Genomic DNA, 16,109 nt, shown 5'->3' on the forward strand with positions numbered 1-16,109 from the left:
CGGCCTCAGCGCTTACCCGTGATGACGTCGCGGGCCCGGTCCAGCATCGCCGCGAACGGTCCCGCCATCAGATTGGCCACCTGGGATTCCACCCCGGCGTGTGGGCGGGTCGGTGCGATCGCTTGGGCAAGCTTGGCGGCGCGGCCCATCCTTTCCCGCTCCTCGCTGCTCAATTCCTTTTGCAGCTTGGCGAACTCCTGCTTCTCTTCCTTCTCCGCGTGCTGCACGACCGCGTCACGGAACTTGCTCAGTTCGGTGGTGAATTCCTGCGAGCTGACGTCGAGCTTCTCCAACTGGGCGAGCACTTTCTTGGCGTCGTGCTCTTCTTCCAGCCGCGCTGCGACGACGTCTCTGCCGTTGGGCAGCTTGCGCTTGGCGCGCGGGTGAACGATCTCCTCTTCGGCGGTCTCATGCACGGCGAGCAGTCGCCGCAGCTTGATGAACGGCTCCTTCCGATCCTTGCCGGTGGCCTTGAGCGTCTCGGCGAACAGGTCCTTGATCTGATCGTGCTGGCCGACGAGGAATTCGACGACGTCCGTCGGTGTGTCGGCGGCAGGCGCTGCCATGATTTCCTCCTGCAGTATCCGGATTTTGCGCGCCGGGCTGGTTGTGGTGCGCGCGGTCATTGGCTACCCGGCGGCCAGTTCGACGAAACTCAGGTGTAGCGAGGCGGCTGTCCGGGTACTGCATCGATCGTGACCACCGGTATGTGGCGCTGGTGTGCCGTGACCGCCGCAGGTGCTCTCGTCGTCGGCGGGTGTTCGTCTCCGCGACAGCCGGAGAGCACACCCGAAGTGACGCTGACCGCGGTCGGCGCGGCGCTGCACAACCCGGTGTGGTCGTACGGCAGCCACACCCTGCTCGCGCTCACCGACGACCATCGAGTGGCGAAGGTCAGCGGCGTCGAGAATGCCGGTACGGCGCAAACCACGGTGTCCGCACCGCTGGAAGCCGGGCGCAATCTACAGATCAACCAAATAAACGACGGGCAGGTCTTCGTGCCGGAGCCGCAGCGTGGCACAGTCGCCGTCGTCGACATCGCCAGCTTGCAGTCCGTCGACCACTTCGACGCCGGCCCCGCCCCGGACTACCTGTCCGAAGATGCCGGCATGCGCATCCTGCTGGCGCTGTCGGCCGACGGATCAACGGTGACACCGGTGGAGGAGTACGGCTACCGGAAGTTGCCGGCCGCGAAGGTCACCGGGGATCGGGCGGACTCGATCGACGGCTCCAATCGCGGCCGCGAGATCGCCTATCACCTCTTCGCCCCGTCGGGAATCCGGTTCTACAAAGGCCCCTCGTCGCCTCCGGAGGAACGCGGCGCGCTGGCCATAAACGTCGCCGTGTCGGCGGGCAACAACACAAAGGTGACCCGCACCTACGTCGCCGACCACGCCCACGCCATCCTCTATTCGGTCGACTCCCAATGGGGCGGACGAGGGTTGGAAGTGGTCGGCCGCGCACCCCTGCCGTCGGCTCCGATCCGCTACCTCGGAACCGACGACACCCGGATCTACGCTGCCACCGACCGGCAACTGGTGACGCTTGAAACCAACAGCTTCGGCGGATACCCGAACGACACCATGAATGTGATCCACGTTGTCGACTACCGCTCGAGTCTGCCCGCCGGGCGGGCGAAGTCGGCGCCGCTGTCCGGGATGGCGATCGGGCCGCACCGGGTGTATCTCACCCTGCGCGGCGCGCAATACGTGATCGGCGTCGCCAAGCCGCACCTGTGAGGACCGATGACCGCGACACCGGAAAGCCAAACGCCGATCGGCATCGACGACGACTTCGAGTTGCTGAACGAGCAGATCCAGGCGCTGAAGAAGCTGGGTCAGAAAGACGAATTGGAGGAAGGCGAAGACTACGACTTCAGCATCAGGTGGGGCGCTGCACTGGCCGGGCGGCTGCGCCGACTGGTGCATTACAGCACGCAGGGCGTCCTCAGCGATGCCGACGAACGCCGCTTTCAATCGCTGTGCGACGAGCTGCGCGGGTTATCGGAACTGATCGATCGATTCGACCTGGCTCATCCGGTGTTCACCGACAGCCCGCCCGCTAAAGCTAAACGGCATCGGGGAGCTCGACGGTCCAGCTCGCGGCGCGGGCTGCGTTTGCGTCGCGGATGAGAAAGTCCTTCTCGCGTAGCCTGATTCCGGTCCGCGGCTCGGGGCAATCCGGGTTGCGACACGTCAGCGCCACCATGTAGGCGTCGTCGTCCTCGTCGAGGAACAGAAAACCGAGATAGAGTGCGTCGCCCACTTCGAGATCGGTGCCGCCGCAGCTCTCGCAGTGTCCGCCTTTGGCGGTGACCTGCTTGAGAACACATTCGCGCTCAGCGGAATTCAGGCTCACGAGTTCGGGACGGGGGTGGGTCATCTCAGATCTCCACATCCTTGTCGTAGTGGATGTTGTCCTCCCGCCAGCCGCCGAAGCCCATCCCGATGCCCCGGTGGTCGTCGACGAACTCGATCTGGTTGATCCATTTGGCCATCTTGAACCCGACCTGGGTCTCGATCCGCAGCCGCACTGGCGCGCCGTGCTTGATCGGCAAAGGGTGGCCGTTCATTTCGTAGGCCAGGATGGTCTGTGGCTTGTACGCGAGTTCGAGATCGATCACTTCGTAGAACTGCCCCAATCCATCCGAGCTGGGTTCGTCGCGGCTGTTGTCCTGCATGGTGAGGACGCAGATGTAGCGTGCCTGGGGCAGCGGCTTGACGTATTCCACCAAGCTGCTCAGGTGCAGGCCGCTCCATTGACCGATGCTCGTCCAGCCCTGCACGCAGTTGTGCAGCACCCGTTGAGTTTCCGGTTCCCCCAGCGCTCGCAGCGCCGCGAGATCCAGTGTCACCGGATTTTCCACCAGACCGCCGACCCGCAGCCGCCAGTCGACGAAGTTGTGCACCGCCATCACCTTGTACTCGCTGGAACAGGGTGGTTTGCCGTTGACGCGATGTTCCTTGGACAGCTTCTCCACCGGATAGTTCTGCCGAGAATCCAAGGGGCGCAACAGCATGAGTTTGGCCCGGGTATTGATCGCGCCGAGTATTCGGTGAACCTGATCAGGCCGTCGCAGGCTCCACACCGTGGCGGCGACGTGGACGGCGACGATCGCACCGATGATCACAAACGACCAGAACGTGGCCCAGTTGATGTTGCGGACCGAGCCGAAGATCATCGCGGCATTCAGCTGGCCCCAGCCCCAGAAGAACACCATCGACAGATGGATCACGATGAAGATCAGGAAGGAGAGCAGGCCGAAGAAATGCAGGCTGCGCGCCCACTGCCGTCCGCCCCACATCCGCACATACCAGGGGAACCGCGCCTCGATGGCCGGCGATTGGGCGGCGCCGGTGAGGATTTGAAACGGCGCGAGCACAAAGATGACCGCGGCGTAGGCCAGCTTCTGGATGGCATCAAGCGGCTCACTGGGCAGCAGCGGCGGCAGGTTGAACGTCATGTAGGCGACGATGTCGTTCCAGGCATCCGGGAATATCTCCCACGAATAGGGCCAATACCGGTGCCATTGGCCGGTCCCGAACAGCAGGATGTAGTAGGACAGCCCCACCAGAATCCACCCGATCACCGCGAAAAAGTGCCAGTGCCGGCCCATCCCCAGTTTCTTGTGGCCGGGCAGGGCGACGATCGAGCTGTAGGACTCCTCCTCATCGAGGGTGTCGTACAACTTGTTCGTCGGCATTTCCTTGGTGGTAAAGCGCGCCCACTCGGTGCCGGGTTTGCTGTCCTCGTGCCAATACAACTTCGGGTGAGTGCCCAAGATCTCGATCCCGCTGCGCAACAGCAACGTCAGAAACAGCACATTGAGCCAATGGTCGATCCGCAGCCACACCGGGTAGTTGAACGTCATCGCCGATGCCCCTCCCGCTAGTCGCGCCAGTTCTGTCGTTGCGGGTACGCCACATTGATGCCCAACAGCACCGACATGTGCACCGCGATGAAGCCCAGCGCGAAAGCCCCCGCGAGGGAACCGGGCGCCACGTCCCAGCGGCCGGTCAACGCCACCAGCCCCGGCAGGCTGGCCGCGCGGCTGGCCAGATACAGGCCGAGGAAGACGACCGAAATCAGGTCACCCAAAAGCCAACCCAACTGCGGCACATGGGGGTTCAGGGCGAGCCACATGGCTCCGGCCGCCGCCAGGCAACCCACGATCAACACCACGGCGTAGACGACGAAGTACGCCGGCAGCGCCGTTTGGGTGGTCAGCACGTACAGATGTGCCACGACGATGCCGAGCAGCAGCAGTCCGCCCAGCGCGGTCACCGTGCGTGGCAGGTCGAAGGCGACATAGCCGCCCAGCCGCAACATCCGGTACACGCGGCTGCGCTTCCACAATTCGACGAGCATTCTGTCGACAGGAGCCACGGCGGCTAGGTACCCCGCCGCGCCGCCCTGCAAACCATTGCCGCAGGTCTATCGGCCGCCTCCCGTCCCGGTGCCGACGGACACTCTGCCGGAATCGGCGAGCCGATGCGCCGTCTCGAACAACAACGCATGCACAAAAGCCTGCGGTAGGTTTCCGCGTAATTGCCGCTGACGGATGTCGAACTCCTCGGTGAACAGGCCCGGCGGACCGCAGGCCGTGCGGTTGCGTTCGAACCACCGAACGGCCGCGAGATCGTTGCCCAGCTGATGATCGGCCAGCGCCATCAGAAATCCGCACAGGAGGAACGCGCCCTCCGCGTCGCCGAGCGGTCGCTCGTCCGGCCGGAACCGGTACACAAACCCATCGCGGCCGAGGTCCGCACGCACCGCCTCGACGGTAGCGATGCTGCGCGGATCGTTGGCCGGAATAGCCCCGCGGATCGTCGGCGTCAGCAGAGCCGCATCGATTCGCGAATCATCCGGTGCGCGTTGCCATCTGCCGTCCGGATGCAGACAGTCGGAGTCGACATCGGTGATCAATCGGTCAGCCAGATGCTGCCACTCTGCGCCCTGCCGCGCGGGCGCCTCCTCGCCGATGCGCCGCAGGCCGGCCGCACAGATCAGCCGGGAATGGGCCCAGCGCCGGTCGTCCAATTCCCAGATCCCGGCGTCGGGCTCACGCCAGCGCTTCTCGATGGCGTCGACCAGGGTCTGCACGGCTTGCCAGTGCTGCTTGTCGAGGCGGTCCAGCCGGGCAGCGGTAGCGAACAGCAGCAGCGCTTCGCCGAAGGCGTCGAGCTGGAACTGGTCGGTCACCCAATTGCCGGTCTTGACCGCGCCGCCGGGATACCCCGGCAGGTCGAGATCCTGCTCCCCCGGCGGGGCGTCGCCGGTGATGCAGTAGGCCGGCTTGAGCTGCGGACCATCGGCAAGCACCCGCTCGCTGACAAAGTGCACCGCGTCGTCGAGCAAGGGGTGCACGCCGGCGACGGCGACGGACTGCCCGGCGTAGGACTGGTCGCGGATCCAGCAGTAGCGGTAGTCATAGTTGCGACCCTGTTCTGCCCGCTCCGGCAGCGCCATGCTCGCCGCGGCGACCATGCCGCCGCTGCTGCCCGTCATGCCCCGCAGCACCGCGTAGGCGGTCTGCGCGTCGTCGTCGGCCAAGCTGTCGGAGACTGCTGGAACCGCTTGGGCCCAAGCCTTTTCCGTGTTGCGCCAGGCGTCGTTGGGCCGCGCCGGGTCCTTAGGCAGTTCCCGATCGGCAACCTCCAGCACCAGGTCGTGGTCGTGCCCCGGGACGACGTGCACGATCGCCTGCAGGGACCCGTCGTCGCCTCGCTGCGCGTCAGCCGCTCCGGCCCAGCGGAACCGGTGCGGCCCCGAACGACCGTTCCAGATGCGGTCGTGGCAGGCCAGCTCATGCATGCGCTCGGCGCCGAAGCCCGCGCGGATGTCCAGCGTGATGCGCATGCGCATCGGCTTGTCCAACGCGCGGATACGACGCAGCACCACCGCGGTATGCGGGTCGCCCGGAAAGGCCAGTGCCTCGCGGCATTCGACGATGCCGTCGGTGGTCACCCACCGGGACCGCCAGATCAACGACCGCGTTTCATAGCGGCCGCCCCAGACGTAGCGCGGATGATCCGGGGCGACCGCGTACACGCCGGTGCCGCCGAGCAATGAGGTGAACACCGCGGGGCTGTCCCAGCGGGGCAAGCACATCCAGCAACAGTCGCCGCGCGGCCCGACGACGATGCCGCGCTCGCCGTCGGCGAGCAACGCATACTCGCGAAGCACATGCGGTGGAAACTCGTCGGCGCGCAGTGGGGTGTCTTGCATAGTGTCCCTTCGCATCGGATACCCGGGCGCCGCATACCCGCTTTGCGTTGCGGGTAGTCACCGGACATGACTTTGCGTGCCGGATCAGCGATCCCCGTCGAATCCGTCGAAGTCTCCGCGTACTCCATTCCCACGGACGCCCCGGAGGCGGACGGGACGCTGTCGTGGGATTCGACCACCCTCGTGCTGGTGAGCGTGCACGCCGGAGGCCAGGTCGGCACCGGCTACACGTATGCCGGCACCGCCGTCGCGACGGTGGTGGCCGCCAAGCTCGCCGACGTCGTCAAGGACGGTGACGCCCTGCAGCCGCCGGCCCGGTGGGCCGACATGCAGCATGCGGTTCGCAATCTGGGCAAGCCAGGTGTGGTTTCCGAGGCGATCTCGGCAGTCGACATCGCGCTGTGGGACTTGCGGGCTCGACTGCTCGACGAACCACTGGTGGTCGCGCTCGGCGCCGTGCATGACGCCACTCCGATCTACGGCAGCGGCGGATTTACTTCGTACGACAACGACGCCCTGCGCGCGCAGCTGTGTGGCTGGGTCAACGCCGGTATCCCGCGGGTCAAAATGAAGGTCGGCAGCGACCCGGACGCCGACATCGGCCGGGTTCAGGCGGCGCGGTCGGCGATCGGTGATGACGTGGAGCTGTTCGTCGACGCCAATGGCGCTTACCACCGCAAGCAGGCCCTGCTGTGGGCCCAGCGCTTCGCCGACTATGACGTGCGGTGGTTCGAAGAACCGGTGACCTCCGACGACCTGGACGGCCTGCACCAGTTACGCGAGCACGGCCCGGCGGGTATGGACATCGCCGCCGGTGAGTACGGCTATCACCTGCCGTATTTCCACCAGATGCTCGACGCAGGAGCGGTGGACTGCCTGCAGGCCGATGTCACTCGCGCCCTTGGGATCACCGGTGTGCTCAAGGTCGCCGCCCTGTGCGATGCGCGCGGCATGGACTTGTCGTTGCACTGCGCGCCGCAGATCAGTGGTCAGGTCGGTACCGCGGTCTGGCACATGCGCCATCTCGAGTACTTCCACGATCACGTCCGCATCGAAGGACTGGCCTTCGACGGCACCATCGATCCCGAACCGGGCGGCCTGCTGCGCCCGGATCGGACGGCGCCGGGCCACGGGCTGACCGTCAAACAGGCTGACCTGGAACAGTTCCGGGTGGCCTGAAATTTCACAGCTGGCACTAATCCTGACGATGTAACGTCATCTTGTCCTGCTGCGACGTATCCAGGCGGCGGCTCGCGCGGGGCACTTGGAGGTGCAGTGGACATCGTTCTCGGGGTATCGATGGCACCCGCGACGATTCGCATGGTGCTGGTCGAGGGCGAAAACGCCGACGGCGTGACCGTCGACGAAGAGAATTTCGAGGTCGCTGCCGCCGATGACGCAGCGACCCTCGGCGGCGCCGACCAGGTGATTGCCGCCATACTCGGTACCCGCGAAAGCGCCGCCGAAGCCGGCTACCAGTTGACGTCGACCGGAGTGACCTGGACAGACCCGGTTGATGCCGCGGCGCTGCGGGACGCGCTGGCCGCCCGCAAGGTCGAGAACGTCATGCTGGTCTCGGCTTTTTTGGCTGCCGCTGCGCTGGCCCAAACCGTCGGCCAGGCAATGAATTACGCGACCACCGCGATGCTGTTCGTCGAGCCGGATACCGCCACGCTGGCAGTCGTCGACTCCGCGGACGGTTCGGTCACCGACGTCTACCGGCGCCCGCTGCGAAGCGACGACCCGGTCACCGAGCTGGCGGCGATGGTCGCCGACGCCGAGTGGCTGGAGACCCGGCCGCAGGGTCTGTTCGTCGTGGGCTGCGGTGTGGATATCGCGCCGATCAAGCCGGCGCTGGAGGCGACGACCCGGCTGCCCGTGAGTGCGCCGGAGGAGCCGGACACCGCGTTGGCCCGCGGCGCGGCGCTGGCGTCGGCCAACGCGCCGCTATTCGCCTCGTCCACTGCGGCGTTGGCCTACGCACAAGATCCCGGCACCGGCGTAGTGGACCGTTACGCCGTCTCGCCCGGTTACCTGGAAGTCACCGCTAATCGCCCCGACGCCGAGCTGAGCGAAGAAGACCTGGCCTACAGTGCGATCCCCGACGAAGACGCCGACGCCCCGACCGCTGTTATCGCCGCCGGCGGCTTGAACGCGGTTCTGGAGCGGCGCAGCCCGATGCTGCTGGTCGGCAGCGTGTTGGCGGTCATCGTGGTGACCGCTGCTCTGGCGCTGGAGATCGCGCTGGCGATGGGGATCCGGCCTGCGGTGGCGTTGCGGCCCACTCCACGCCAAGCTCTCATCGTGCCGACCGAGCAGGCGCCCTCGCCGCCGGCGGCGCAGGTTGCGGCACCCGAACCGCCTGCCGTTCACCTGCCCGCGGCGCCGGCGGCCCCGCCGGTGAACGTGCCGGCGCCCGCGGTTCCGCCGCCGGCCGCACCACCGCCCGTGCCGGTTCCGGCCGCACCCGTGCCGGTTCCTGCCGCACCTGTGCCCGTGCCGATTCCGGTGCCGGTCCGTGTGCCGGCTCCGGCTCCCGTCCGCGTGCCGCCCCCGGCTCCCGTCCGCGTGCCGCCCCCGGTCCAGGCGCCGGCCCCACAGCCGCCGGTGCAGCTGCCGGCTCCCCAGCCTCCGGTGCGGTCACCGTTGCCGGTGCACCGTCCCTACCCGCCGGTGCGCCAGCCGTTCCCACCGATCCGCGAGCCATTCCCCCCGGTGCGCGAGCCGGCCCCTCCCATCTACCAGCCGATCCCCCCGGTACGCGAGCCGGTATCCCAGCCGCCGGTGAACCTGCCACCCGCCGCGGCCCCGCATTTCCCGCTGATGCCCGCGCCGCAGCCGCCCGTGAACGTGCCGGACCCGCAGCCTCCCATGCAATTGCCTCCCCCCGCGGCCCCGCATTTCCCGCTGATGCCGGCACCGGAGGCCCCGCAGGCGCCCACGATGCCGGCTCCAGCCGCTCCCCGGATGCCCACGATGCCGGCTCCGGCGGCCCCCCGGATGCCGGTTCCCGCCGCCCCGGTGATGCCGGGTTTCCACTTCCCGCTTCCGGGATTCCACTTCTGAGAGCGTGAATTACCGCGGCAAGCCGAAAAGCTGAACCACTCCGTGGTCGCGGCCGGCTGTGTAGCCGCCGTCGACGGCGATGGCCTGACCAGTGACGAACGACGCGTCGGGCGACAACAGGAAGGCAGCCATCGCCGCGATCTCCTCCGGCTCCCCCAACCGTTGCAGGGCATGCTCCTCGGTGATCGAAGCCTTCGGATCCTCCATCCCGGGAATGTCAAAAACGCTGTCGGTCATCGGCGTTGCGATGAAGCCGGGGCAGATGGCGTTGGCCCGGATGCCACTCGGGCCATAGTCGAGCGCGATGTTCTTGGTGAGCAGGACGACGCCACCCTTCGCGGCGTTGTAGGCGCTGCCGCCCGCCGTGCCTTCAAGGCCCTCGATGCTGGCCAGTGTCACGATGGAGCCTCGTTCACCGTCGACGCGGGGCTGCTCGATCATCCTGGCCAGCGCGGCCTTGACGACCAGAAACGTGCCGGTGAGGTTGATTCCGATCACCCTGTCCCATTCGGCCTTGTCGAGCAGGTGGACCGGACCGCCGCCGGCGACGCCGGCAGCATGCACCACCCCGTCGAGGCGGTCGGGCACAGCGGCCAGCACCGCAGCGATCGCGGCTTCGTCGGTCACGTCGGCCGTCACAAACCGGAACTGCGGGCCGAGGTCTGGCGGCGAGGCGATGTCGGCCCCGACGACGGTTGCACCTTCGGCCACCAGGCGCTGGGCGGTGGCCAGGCCGATGCCGGATGCCGCGCCCGTCACCACGAATGTGCGCGAACGGGCGCGATCAGCGCTCACCATTTAGCGGTCCTCTCGTAACAGGCGAATTCGGTTGGCGCACAGTCAGAGTCCGAAATGATCCTCAGCGATGCCAAGCCAGATCTGTGCTGCGTCCATCGCCACCTTCTCGCTGATGAAGGCATGCTGAGTGCCGGTGTAGATATCGCGGAAAGCGCGCTCGAGTCGGCTGCCCTCACGGATCGATGTGGTGCCCGCCGCGAGATGGGCCCACTCGGCACATGCTCGTGCCGTGTCGGTGGCGTACACCGCGGCCACCCGCATGTCGGCTCGCAGTCGGGGCGTGAGCTCGTCACCGGCGTCCAGTGCCGCCTCGGCCGCTGTGAAGGCGTCGAAGACCAGAAGACGCGCCGCCCGCCACGCCGCCACGTGATGGGCGAGACCCTTTTGGAAAGTCGGACGACTGGCCAGCGTCGCCATGTCACTCATCCGCACCTTGGTGGCCGCGAGTTCCTCGACGTCGTCGAGCATGCTCTTGGCGACACCCAACGCGAACGACGCGTGGCCGGCGGCGGTGACAGGCATCAGGCCCATGCGGCTGGCCGCCGAGGTTCCCCGGAAAGGCTCACGGGTGAACAACGGCATCGTTCGATACTCCGGCACGAACACGTCGGTGACGTTGTAGTCATAGGAGCCAGTACCTTTGAGCCCCTGCACATACCATCCGTCGGTAAAGGTGACCTGCTCCCGCGGCAGAAACGCAACGCGCATTTCCGGAATGCCCTCGCTGACCCAGCGCATCTCACCGTTGTCCATCGGGAAGAAGCCGGCACCGATATAGGCCGAGTGAGCGGTGCCGGAGCCGAAATTCCATGCGCCGCTAAGCCGGTACCCGCCGTCGACGACCACGCCCTGACCGTTGGGGAAGTACTGGCCGCCGATGGCGACGCGGTTGTCGTTGCGGGTGAACAGCTCCGCGAAACCCTCGTCGGGAAGATAGGTCGCTGCGGCGAACGCCGACGGCAGGTTTGCAATACCGATCCAGCCGAAAGAGCCGTCCTGCCAAGCCATTTCGATCCACGTCTCGATCATCTCCGCCAATGATGGTTCGACGCCGCCCGCCGCCACGGGATTGAACGCTGACATCAGGCCACTGGCCCACATCTCTTCCACGATCGGCGCGGAAAGCGTGCGCAACCGCTCGGACTCCGCAGCTTCAGACCGCACCAGGTCACGCATCCCACGAGCTCGATCGACGACCCGATCACGCACTCCCGTCACGGCGCATCCTTTCCGGTCATGCGATCAACTGTCCGCTTCGTCCGGTTCCTCGTCGTCAGTCCAGTACGTGACCTCATACCAGCGCTTGTTGGGCTGGACCCGCGTTTCGATGTCCCCCGTCGGAACGGCGCGCCTCACCTGGACATTTTTCAAGCGCGGATCACGCCGGCAGAGGAAGGCTTCAAGCTCGGTCGCCAGCGGCACGCCACTGAGATTTATGTCCGCGAGGGCCCGCCCCTCGTGCATAGCCACGCCGGACATCTTGCCCGCGAAACGCGATGCACGCACGGTTTCGCGTCGTGGCATGTCGCGGTGGGCCGACCGCCGCTCGGATATGGTTGATTCAGTGCGAACCCTCAAGCTGAAGGGTGAATGTCGATGCGTTACAACCCTCCGCCGAACTGGCCTAAGCCGCCTGAGGGTTGGGTGCCGCCAGCCGGGTGGTCGCCGGACCCCTCGTGGCCGCCGCCTCCACCGGGTTGGAAGCTTTGGGTCGACGACGATGCGCCTGCCTCCAAGAGGTTGCAGTCCGCGGTGACTCGCGTTGAGCGCAGCAGCGACGATGTCGAGTACTTCGGCGACGACCGTGCATGGTCGGAGGATGCCGGACCGGCGCATGATCATCCGAGCCCAAGAGCGCCTGTGTCCCCGGCGAAGCCGACCCAAGTCGCGCCGGAGGAGCTTTCCGTGCGGCATCTGGGGTGCCATGCCGCCATCAGGTGGGACGACGAGCACAAGTACCACATCGGGACCATCGTTGCCGTCTCCGCCGATGCGGAGGCGATTCGCGTCGCACTCGCCGGCGTTGACACACCCGTTTCATTTCAGCGAGACGAACCTAGCGCTCCTCGTCTCTACGTCTGGGTTTGATTCGAGCCCGCGCTGACGCCGGCCCTGGTGGCATCATCGCCATATGGGCTTGCTGTTCCGGCTGGCAGAGTTACTCCTCCTGATAGTGCCGCTGGCCGGGATGATCATCGCCGCGGTCAAGGCGTTCTCTGCCGCCCAGCGGCGAGGAATGCAAGCCCGGGATCGGGCCGGGCACCCAGACGACTTGCCGGCCGCCGCGCCGTCAGCACGCGCCGGCAGCAACCATGCCGCCCAATGGGCGTCGATCAAACGTGTCGTGGAAGAGCACAGCCGTACAGACGCACGCTGGCTGGAGTATGAACTCGACTTCGCGAAGCTTCTGGACTTTCCGCTCATGACCGACATGCGTAATCCGCTTACGACGGCCTTCCACAAGGCCAAGCTGCGAGCGGACTTCCTGCGCCCGGTGAAAGCGGAAGACCTTCTCGATGACCGAGAGGCAGCGGAACAGTATCTGGCCGCGGTTCAGGAATATGTAAGCGCATTCAATGTCGCTGAGGCGGAGGCAGTTCGCACCCGTCGCAACGGCTTTGCCCAGGACGAGCAGCAGCGGATCGCGCGCGCTCAGAGCCTCCTGCGCGTGGTATCGGATTCGGCCGCGGCTCCACAGGAGCGTCAGCACGCATACGACCTCGCTTGCAAGGAACTCGACGGTCTGATCGTGTTGCCGCCCGCGACCCAGGCAAGGATCGAGCGTGGGATTTCCGGGGAGATAGACGATTAGTTTTCGACCCCGCCGGCTGGCTATCTAGCCAGGGTTCTGCTTCGGCTGCGCGGTCTCAATAGTGGCCAATTCGTTTAGGCCGCTCACGGTGAAGACGCGGATCAAAAGGGGGCGGACGACGAGGTGGATATGCTCGGCGTGGGCGAACAGCGCGTTGACGGCGGCGCTGTCCAGATACTCCACTTCGCTGAGGTCGACGGTGACCCTCGCCTTGCTGCCCGCACTCTCCGTGACGGCCGTGGTGAGGGCTCGAGTGAATGTGTCGACGTTGCTTAGGTCGATTTCCCCCGCCGCGATCAGCACGAGTTTTCCGTCGCGACGCACGGTGTCGAGGGTGAGCGATGTGGGCATCAGGTGATCCTCGCGGACAAGTGAACTGTTGTTCCGGCCGTATCGGGTTGAATCGTCACATCCTGCATGAGTGCTCGCATGATCGTGATACCCCGGCCGCGATGCGGATTGGTTGCCGGTTCTGGCGACTTCCACGAGCCGGTGTCCACAATGGTCAACTGCACGTGGTCCACCAGAGCGGTCGCGCGCAGGGTGATTAGGCCCTCCGGACTATCGCGGTGACCGTGTTCGATGGCGTTGGCGACGGCCTCTCCGGCGGCGACGAGCACGTCATAACTTTGCCCCGGATCAACCCGGGCTCGGGTCAACCAGCTGCGCAAGGCGGCGCGGGTACGGGCGAGGTGGTCAGCGTGGGCGGGGAAGCGCATCTCCAGGGGGGCGGGCTGGCGGTAGAGCAGCAACGCAACGTCGTCCTGATAGCCGCCGCTCGGCGCGAGGCGGGACATGATCCGGCTCGCCAAATCATCCAGTGTGGATGCTCGGCCTTCTTGAACGAGGGCTGAGGCGCGGGCGATGCCATGGTCCAGGCCACGTCGGCGCCGCTCAACCAGGCCGTCGGTGTAGAGCAGCAGGGTCGCGCGCGGCGGCATGGTCACACGGGCTTCGGGGCGAGGTCGATTGGCTCGTAATCCCAATGGAATGGTGTGGCCGTCCTCGAGCGTCCGGGTCGTGCCGTCGGCATAGACCAGGATGGGGGGTGGGTGCCCGGCGTTGGAATACACCAGTTCACCGGTGTCCGGGTCGAGCACGGCGCAGACCGCGGTGGTGCACTGGGCGCCGGACAGCCGCGCGGCGAAACGGTCCAGACCTGCGAGAGCCGCGCTAGGGCTGGGCTGATCGAGCAGGAGCGCGCGGCAGGCGCTGCGCAGCTGTCCCATCACGGTCGCCGCCGTGAGGCCATGGCCCACACAGTCGCCGACGATCAGCGCGATGCGTCCGTCCTCCAGGTCGACGACGTCGTACCAGTCACCGCCCACCTGTAGGGGGCGGCTGGCAGCCTGATAGCGCACCGCGAACCCGCGCGGTAGATCAGCGGGGCCGAGAATTGCGTGTTGCAGCGCTAGCGCGGTCTCGCGCTGCTGGTCAACCTGGTGCACGCGGTGCAGGCCCTGGCCGAGGCGGCCTGCCAGCACGGTCAGCAAGGTCTGGTCCTCGAGGGTGAATGGCCGTTGCTCAGCCAGATCGATCCAGACGACGAGCACCCCCTCGGGATGCTGCAGCGCGATGCCGGCCGTCCCGGGCTGCGTCGCATTCGGCGTGAGTAGCTCGCCGTCGCGCAATGAGCTGAGCATGTCTCGGGTCTGGGCTGGCAAGTCGTGCCACTGCGCAGGCTCGCCGACTGACACGAGATCTGGTGCGCCGGAAGCGGTTTCCGTGGATGAGCCGTGCCGAGAGAAGGTAACGGCCATGACGCGGCGAGCCCGCCACAGTCGACGCAGTTCCTCGGCTGCGGCTCGCAGCGCGTCATCGACGGTGTCGGCTTGGGCGAGTTGCTGATTGAGCGCGTGCTCGCGACCTGCCGCCAGCGCCAACGCAATAGCAGCGTGTCGGGCAAAGTCACTGACGAGATCTAGGTAATCGTTACCGAATGGCGGCTGCTGCGGGTTGCGCGCGACAGCGATAACCCCAAGCACCGCGCCGTCGGCAATCAGCGGCATGACGATTGCGGAGCGCTCACCGACATCGGTGAATCCCTCGATGGGATATTGGAAAGAATCGGTGATCAGCGGAATGCCACGACGCGCAACACCTCCCGTGGTGGAGCCGTCCACCGGAACCTGCTGACCGATGACCTGCGAGGCGTACCGGCCCGCGGTGGCGGACACGACAAGTGTGTCGACCTCATCGGGGGGCACATTGGGCTCGCTGGGGACCAGCAAGATCGCCTGCTCGGCTCCGGCCAGCTCCAGCGCCCGGTTCACGATGAGCTGCAAGGGCCCCGTCTGCGGGTCACCGGAGAGCAGCGCGGTCGTGATTTCACGACTGGCCTTCGTCCATTTCGCCGACTCGCGTTCTCCCTCGAATAGCCGCGCGTTGTCGATGGCCACGGCCGCCGCCGACGCCAACGCCCGCACCGCGCCCTCCTCGGATTCGGAGAAAACTCGGCCGGGCCGGTCATCGGCCAGGTAAAGGTTGCCGAAGTCGGATTCCCGGATGGTGATCGGTATTCCCAGCAGTGCCCGTATCTGCGGCTGGTGGACTTGGAGTTCGGTGGCCTGCGGGTGAGCACTCAGGTCGTCGATACGCAGGCCCTCACCCACCGGCAGGTCGCTGAGCCGCCGCACGGTGTCCTCGTCCATGCCGGCGTGGATGAACGAGACGACTGCACCGCCGGGTCCGCGGATGCCCAGCGCTCCGTAGCGGGCGCCGGTGAGCTCCATCGCGGCATCGACAGTTCGATGCAGCGTCACATCCAGGTCCAAATCGGCGCCGATTTCCACGATGACCTGCACCAGTTGGCCCATCTGGTCGCGCGCTGCCCGCAGCTCGTCGAGCTGTTGGTGCATCTGGCTCTCCAGCTCGCGCCGGCCCAGTCCCGTGAACTCGGATTCGCCCGGCTCGCTGTCCATGTATGCCAAGGTAACGGGGCGTCGGCCGGGCGGCTGCGACGGACGTCGTAATCGGTGGCAATCCACCGCTTCGCGGCCCCAATGCACGATCGCGCCAATGCTTGTGGTCCCGACTGGGATCGAACCAGCGACCTTCCGCGTGTGAGGCGGACGCTCTCCCGCTGAGCTACAGGACCGGTGCCGAGAGGCGAACGACGTCGAAGGTAGCACGCGTCGTAGCCTCAACAGAATGTGCTGCGTGGGCCGCCATGGAGGCACGCCCGCCGCCACCAAGAAAATTTGTG

General features: G+C 66.4%; 15 protein-coding genes and 1 tRNA gene. 5 read left to right on the forward strand and 11 right to left on the reverse strand.

Features of this window, described 5'->3' with window-relative positions:
- Window positions 1–5: 5 nt before the first annotated feature.
- On the reverse strand, window positions 6–566 hold the full coding sequence (locus AWC06_RS03635; RefSeq protein ID WP_085194620.1) for a hemerythrin domain-containing protein: 561 nt from the start codon (window positions 564–566) through the stop codon (window positions 6–8).
- Between the two features lie 141 nt (window positions 567–707).
- Between AWC06_RS03635 and AWC06_RS03640 the strand changes: the two genes are divergently transcribed.
- Both AWC06_RS03640 and AWC06_RS03645 read left to right on the forward strand, forming a co-directional pair.
- Window positions 708–1,739, forward strand: coding sequence for a hypothetical protein (locus AWC06_RS03640; RefSeq protein WP_085194457.1), 1,032 nt, complete (start codon window positions 708–710; stop codon window positions 1,737–1,739).
- Window positions 1,740–1,745: 6 nt separating this feature from the next.
- Window positions 1,746–2,132 carry a hypothetical protein gene (locus AWC06_RS03645; protein WP_085194459.1) on the forward strand — a complete coding sequence of 129 codons (387 nt, stop codon included), beginning with the start codon at window positions 1,746–1,748 and terminating at the stop codon, window positions 2,130–2,132.
- Here AWC06_RS03645 and AWC06_RS03650 read toward each other — a convergent pair.
- Genes AWC06_RS03650 through AWC06_RS03665 form a run of 4 tightly spaced genes read right to left on the reverse strand, consistent with a single transcriptional unit; the run spans window position 2,068 to window position 6,228 of the window.
- On the reverse strand, window positions 2,068–2,382 hold the full coding sequence (locus AWC06_RS03650; protein ID WP_085194461.1) for a hypothetical protein: 315 nt from the start codon (window positions 2,380–2,382) through the stop codon (window positions 2,068–2,070). The genes AWC06_RS03645 and AWC06_RS03650 overlap by 65 nt on opposite strands.
- A 1-nt stretch (window position 2,383) precedes the next feature.
- Window positions 2,384–3,871 carry a molybdopterin-dependent oxidoreductase gene (locus AWC06_RS03655; protein ID WP_085194463.1) on the reverse strand — a complete coding sequence of 496 codons (1,488 nt, stop codon included), beginning with the start codon at window positions 3,869–3,871 and terminating at the stop codon, window positions 2,384–2,386.
- 17 nt (window positions 3,872–3,888) lie between these two features.
- Entirely contained in the window at window positions 3,889–4,386 is a 498-nt protein-coding gene (locus tag AWC06_RS03660) for an oxidoreductase (protein ID WP_227371069.1), read from the reverse strand.
- A gap of 48 nt (window positions 4,387–4,434) precedes the next feature.
- On the reverse strand, window positions 4,435–6,228 hold the full coding sequence (locus AWC06_RS03665) for a glycoside hydrolase family 15 protein (RefSeq protein ID WP_085194466.1): 1,794 nt from the start codon (window positions 6,226–6,228) through the stop codon (window positions 4,435–4,437).
- A gap of 66 nt (window positions 6,229–6,294) precedes the next feature.
- Here AWC06_RS03665 and AWC06_RS03670 point away from each other — a divergent pair, with 66 nt between their 5' ends.
- Together AWC06_RS03670 and AWC06_RS23210 are read left to right on the forward strand one after the other, a co-directional pair.
- Complete coding sequence (locus tag AWC06_RS03670; protein WP_085194468.1) at window positions 6,295–7,407, forward strand: enolase C-terminal domain-like protein; 1,113 nt, start codon at window positions 6,295–6,297, stop codon at window positions 7,405–7,407.
- Between the two features lie 96 nt (window positions 7,408–7,503).
- Window positions 7,504–9,294: a DUF7159 family protein gene (locus AWC06_RS23210; RefSeq protein WP_169715280.1), complete on the forward strand. Its 1,791-nt coding sequence runs from the start codon at window positions 7,504–7,506 to the stop codon at window positions 9,292–9,294.
- A 9-nt stretch (window positions 9,295–9,303) separates the two neighbouring features.
- On the opposite strand, the gene AWC06_RS03680 is transcribed toward AWC06_RS23210, so the two are convergent.
- The 3 genes from AWC06_RS03680 to AWC06_RS03690 form a co-directional block, all read right to left on the reverse strand.
- Window positions 9,304–10,092, reverse strand: a complete 789-nt coding sequence (locus tag AWC06_RS03680) for an SDR family NAD(P)-dependent oxidoreductase (RefSeq protein ID WP_085194469.1) — start codon at window positions 10,090–10,092, stop codon at window positions 9,304–9,306.
- Window positions 10,093–10,134: 42 nt separating this feature from the next.
- Window positions 10,135–11,268: an acyl-CoA dehydrogenase family protein gene (locus AWC06_RS03685; protein ID WP_085194471.1), complete on the reverse strand. Its 1,134-nt coding sequence runs from the start codon at window positions 11,266–11,268 to the stop codon at window positions 10,135–10,137.
- 66 nt (window positions 11,269–11,334) lie between these two features.
- Window positions 11,335–11,562 (reverse strand): hypothetical protein, encoded by a 228-nt coding sequence (locus AWC06_RS03690; protein WP_139819892.1) that lies wholly within the window; start codon window positions 11,560–11,562, stop codon window positions 11,335–11,337.
- Window positions 11,563–12,223: 661 nt separating this feature from the next.
- Here AWC06_RS03690 and AWC06_RS03700 point away from each other — a divergent pair.
- Complete coding sequence (locus tag AWC06_RS03700; protein ID WP_085194476.1) at window positions 12,224–12,904, forward strand: hypothetical protein; 681 nt, start codon at window positions 12,224–12,226, stop codon at window positions 12,902–12,904.
- Window positions 12,905–12,928: 24 nt separating this feature from the next.
- Here AWC06_RS03700 and AWC06_RS03705 read toward each other — a convergent pair whose 3' ends face one another.
- From AWC06_RS03705 to AWC06_RS03715, 3 genes are all read right to left on the reverse strand, one after another.
- Window positions 12,929–13,255, reverse strand: coding sequence for an STAS domain-containing protein (locus tag AWC06_RS03705; protein ID WP_085194478.1), 327 nt, complete (start codon window positions 13,253–13,255; stop codon window positions 12,929–12,931).
- Window positions 13,255–15,825, reverse strand: a complete 2,571-nt coding sequence (locus AWC06_RS03710) for a SpoIIE family protein phosphatase (protein WP_085194480.1) — start codon at window positions 15,823–15,825, stop codon at window positions 13,255–13,257. The genes AWC06_RS03705 and AWC06_RS03710 overlap by 1 nt, the downstream gene beginning before the upstream one ends.
- A gap of 104 nt (window positions 15,826–15,929) precedes the next feature.
- Window positions 15,930–16,001: transfer RNA gene (locus AWC06_RS03715), tRNA-Val, on the reverse strand.
- Window positions 16,002–16,109: the final 108 nt, after the last annotated feature.

Origin of the sequence: Mycobacterium fragae (assembly GCF_002102185.1) — a bacterium.
Lineage (GTDB): Bacteria > Actinomycetota > Actinomycetes > Mycobacteriales > Mycobacteriaceae > Mycobacterium > Mycobacterium fragae.